Genomic DNA, 4682 nt, shown 5'->3' on the forward strand with positions numbered 1-4682 from the left:
GGGCTGACCCAGCGGCTGCGTGCGTTGTCGCAGCGGCAGGGCACGACGTTGTTCATGACGCTGCTGGCGGGGTGGTCGGTGGTGCTGTCGCGGTGGAGCGGTCAGGCCACGGTGGTGATCGGCACGCCGGTGGCCAACCGCAGCCGCACGGAGGTGGAAGGGCTGATCGGGTTCTTCGTGAACACGCTGGCGCTGCGGGTGGCGGTGGAGGGGTCGCAGACGGTGGAGTCGCTGCTGGCGCAGGTGAAGGAGCGGACGCTGTCGGGGTATGCGCACCAGGACGTGCCGTTCGAGCAGGTGGTGGAGGCGGTGCAGCCGGCGCGCAGCCTGGGGCACAGCCCGCTGCTGCAGGTGTTGCTGTCGATGAACAACACGCCTGACGGCGGCGAGCTGGCCTTGCCGGGCGTGCAGCTGCAGGCGCTGCCGCGGCAGACGGGCACGACGCAGTTCGACCTGGCGCTGGCGTTGAACGAGCACGGCGACGAGCTGCAGGGCACGCTGGAGTACGCGCAGGACCTGTTTGATGTCACCAGCGTGGAACGGGCGTGGGGTTGGCTGGCGCAGGTGCTGGAAGGGATGGCGGCGGCGCCGTCAACGGCGGTGGACCAGCTGTCGCTGCTGACGGAACGCGAACGGACGCAGCTGGTGCAGTTCAATGCGACGCAGGCGGCGTACCCGGACCGGGCGCTGATCCACGAACTGTTCGAAGCGCAGGCGGCGCGGCAGCCGGAGGCGATCGCCCTGGTGTTCGGAGACCAGTCGCTCAGCTACGGACAGCTCAACGTCAAGGCGAACCAACTGGCGCATCGCTTGCGCGCACTGGGCGTAGGCCCGGAGCGGCGGGTGGCGCTGTGCGCGCAGCGCGGGTTGGAGTTGGTGATCGGCATCCTGGGGATCCTGAAGGCGGGCGGTGCCTACGTGCCGCTGGACCCGGCGTACCCAGCGGCGCGGCTGGCGTGGTTGCTGGAGGACAGCGCGCCGCGGGCGCTGCTGACCGCCGGCGAGGTGCCGGAGGCGGTAGCCAACTGGTCGAACGGCCCGGTGCTGGACCTGGCCCACGAGGACCTGTCCGCCTATGCCGAGACCAACCCAGCCGCCGGCGCGCACGCCGGCCAACTGGCCTACGTGATCTACACCTCCGGTTCGACCGGGCAGCCGAAGGGGGTGCAGATCGAGCACCGCAATGCGGTCAACCTGATCGCCTGGGCGCAGGCTGCGTTCAGCGCCGACGAACTGGCGACTACGGTACTCGCCACCTCGGTGTGTTTCGACCTGTCGGTGTTCGAGCTGTTCGTGCCGCTGGCGCGCGGCGCGACGGTGCGGGTGGTGGACGATGTGCTGAAGCTGCGGCCGGAGAGCGTGGCGACGCTGGTGAACACGGTGCCGTCGGGTGCGCGCGCCCTGCTGGATGGCGGCTTGCTGCCGGAGGCGGTGCAGGTGCTGAACCTGGCGGGCGAGCCGCTGCGCGCGGACCTGGTGGAGGCGCTGTTCGCGCGGAGCGCGGTGACGCGCATCGCCAACCTGTATGGCCCGACGGAGACGACGACGTACTCGACGTGGGTGAGCATGGGGCGGGACGAGGGGTTCGTGCCGCACGTCGGCCGTCCGATCGCCAACACGCAGGTCCACGTGCTGGACGCCGCTGGCGCACCGGTGCCGATCGGGGTGCGTGGCGAGCTGTACATCGGCGGGGCGGGCGTGGCACGTGGCTACCTGAACCGTCCGGAGCTGACGGCGCAGCGCTTCGTGCCCGATCCGTTCTCCCAGGCACCCGGCGCGCGGCTGTACCGGACCGGCGACCAGGGCCGCTGGCGCGCGGATGGCACGATCGAGTTCCTGGGCCGCAACGACCACCAGGTGAAGGTGCGGGGGTTCCGCATCGAGCTGGGCGAGATCGAGACTGCGCTGCGTACGCATCCGCAGGTGCGCGAGGCGGTAGTGCTGGCGCAGGGCGAGGACAGTGCGCGGCGTCTGGTGGCCTACGTGGTGCCGCAGACCGAGGCGGCGGCATCGCAGACGGAGGCGCTGCGGCAGTCGCAGGTGGCGAGCTGGTCGGAGATCTTCGACGGGCAGGTGGCGCAACAGGCGCATGCCGATGGACAGGCGGACTCGGAGTTGCTGGGGTGGTACAGCAGCTACACGCGCGCGCCGATCCCCGTGGAGCAGATGCATGACTGGCTGAGCGGGACGCTGGACCGCCTGCAGGCGCTGTCGCCGCGCCGGGTGCTGGAGATCGGCTGCGGCACAGGCATGATCCTGCGGCGGATGGCGCCACAGTGCGAGGCGTATGTGGGAACGGACCTGTCGGCGCGGACGCTGGGCGTGCTGGAGGCGCAGTTGGCGGCGGAGGCGACGTTACGTACGAAGGTGCAGTTGCTGCACGCCGACGCGCTGGACCTGTCGGCGCTGGGGGCGCAGCGGTTCGACACGGCGGTGCTCAATTCGGTGGTCCAGTATTTTCCGGACCTGGGGTATCTGGAGACGTTGCTGGACCGGTTGCTGGACCGGGTCGTGGCCGGTGGCCATATATTTCTGGGCGATGTGCGCCACCATGGGCTGCAGGAGGCGTTCGCGTTGTCGGTGCAGCTGTACCAGGCAGCGCCAGGCACGGGGCTGTCGCAGCTGGCGGCGCAGGTGCGGCAGAAGGTGCAGGACGAGCCGGAGCTGTTGATCGATCCGCGCTGGTTCTTCGCATGGCAGCGCCGTGCCGGCCGCCGGGTGCAGGTGCGGGTGATGCCGAAAGCGGCGCGCCATGCCAACGAGATGTCGCGTTACCGCTACGACGTGGTGCTGCGCGTGGAGGATGCCGAGGGCGCATCGACGCCGCCCGCATGGCGCGATTGCCGCGGAATGGCGGCGGCGCAGGTGCTGGAGGCGGTGGCGGCGGCGGCGCGATCGGGGGTGGCGGAACTGTGCCTGGGGCCGATCGACAATCCACGGGTGCGCGGGGACGCGCAGGGCGTGCAACGGCTGGAGCAGGGGGAGATATCGCTGGAGGCGTTGCGGGGCGAGGTGGCAGCGCAGGGAGCGACCGGCGTGGCGTGCGATGTGCTGAGCGCGCATTGCGCCGCGCAGGGATATGCGGTGGAACTGAGCTGGGCGGCGGGAGAGGCCGATGGCGCCTACCATGCCTGGATCCGTCGGCCGGAGGTGGCTGACCGGATCGAATGGAGCGGTCTGGCGGGAGAGGCCTTGCCGGCACAGGCGGCGGCGAACGCGCCGTTGCGCGCGAAGCAGTGGCAGGGAGTGCTGGTGCAGCTGAAGGCACAGCTGCAGCAGGTGCTGCCGGAGTACATGGTGCCGTCGGCGTACGTGCGGTTGGAGGCGATGCCACTGACGGCGAACGGCAAGCTGGATCGCGCGGCATTGCCGGCCGCCGACGGTGCCGCGGTGGTGACGCGCGGGTATGTTGCCCCGCAAGGCCCGACCGAAGCGGCGATCGCGCAGGTGTGGCAGGAACTGCTGGGCCTGGAGCGGGTCGGCCGCCACGACCACTTCTTCGAGCTGGGCGGGCACTCGCTGCTGGTGGTGGTCATGATCGACCGGTTGGCCGATCGTGGCCTGAGAACCGATGTTGGGACGATCTTCGCGCAACCCCAGCTCGCCGCGCTGGCGGCGACATTCGGTGCCGATGGCGAGGATGCCGTGCAGGCACCGATCCCGCCGAATCCGATCGGTTCTCGCTGCGAACGGCTGACGCCCGAACTCCTGCCGCTGGTGGAGCTGACCCAGGTGCAGATCGATGCGCTGGTGACGGCAGTGCCCGGCGGCGTGGCCAATGTGCAGGACATCTATCCGTTGTCGCCGCTGCAGGAGGGCATGTTGTTCCACCACCTGCTCGACGAAGGGTGCGACCTCTACCTGCAGCATGCGGTGATCGCATTCGACAGCCGCATCCGCCTGGACACGTTTCTGGACGCCTTGCAGCGGGTGATCGACCGGCACGACATCCTGCGCAGCGCGGTGCACTGGGAAGGCCTGCCGGAGCCGGTGCAGGTGGTGCAGCGCCAAGCGCCGCTGCCGGTGGAGGAGCCGACGCTGGCGGCGCAAGGCACGACGCTGGAGCAGTTGCTGGCGCACACCGATCCGCGGCGGCTGCGCATGGACATCCGGCACGCGCCGCTGCTGCAGGCGCATGTTGCAGCCGATGCCACATCGGGCGAGTGGCTGTGCGCCTTGCTCTATCACCACCTGGTCAGCGACCACGTGACGCTGGAGCTGATCCTGGCGGAGATCCATCTGCTGCTGCAGGGCAGGCAGGCGGAGTTGCCGCCACCGTTGCCGTATCGCAACTTCATCGCGCACGGCCGGGCGGTGCCGCAGGCCGAGCACGAGCGCTATTTCCGGGCGCAGCTGCAGGACGTGACGTCGCCGACGGCGCCGTTCGACGTGCTGGACGTCCGGGGCGGCGGCGCAGACCTGGCCGAGGCGCGCGAAGAACTGGATGCGGCGCTGGCTGGCGCGGTGCGCGAGCAGGCGCGGCGCTGGTCGGTGACGCCGGCGGTGCTGTTCCATGTGGCCTGGGCGCAGGTGCTGGCACGCTGCAGCGGCAGCGAGGACGTGGTGTTCGGCACGGTACTATCGGGTCGGCTGCAAGGCAGCGCCGGCGCGGACCAGGCGATCGGCGTGTTCATCAACACCTTGCCGCTGCGCCTGCCGTTGGCCGGCAGCACGGTACAGGG

General features: G+C 70.3%; 1 protein-coding gene. It reads left to right on the forward strand.

What is annotated here, in order from left to right; all coding sequences use genetic code 11:
• A partial coding sequence (locus J2Y70_RS22195; protein ID WP_309922709.1) for a non-ribosomal peptide synthetase occupies positions 1-4682 on the forward strand: 4682 nt, incomplete at both ends.

Source organism: Xanthomonas sp. 1678 (genome assembly GCF_031455575.1).
GTDB lineage: Bacteria > Pseudomonadota > Gammaproteobacteria > Xanthomonadales > Xanthomonadaceae > Xanthomonas_A.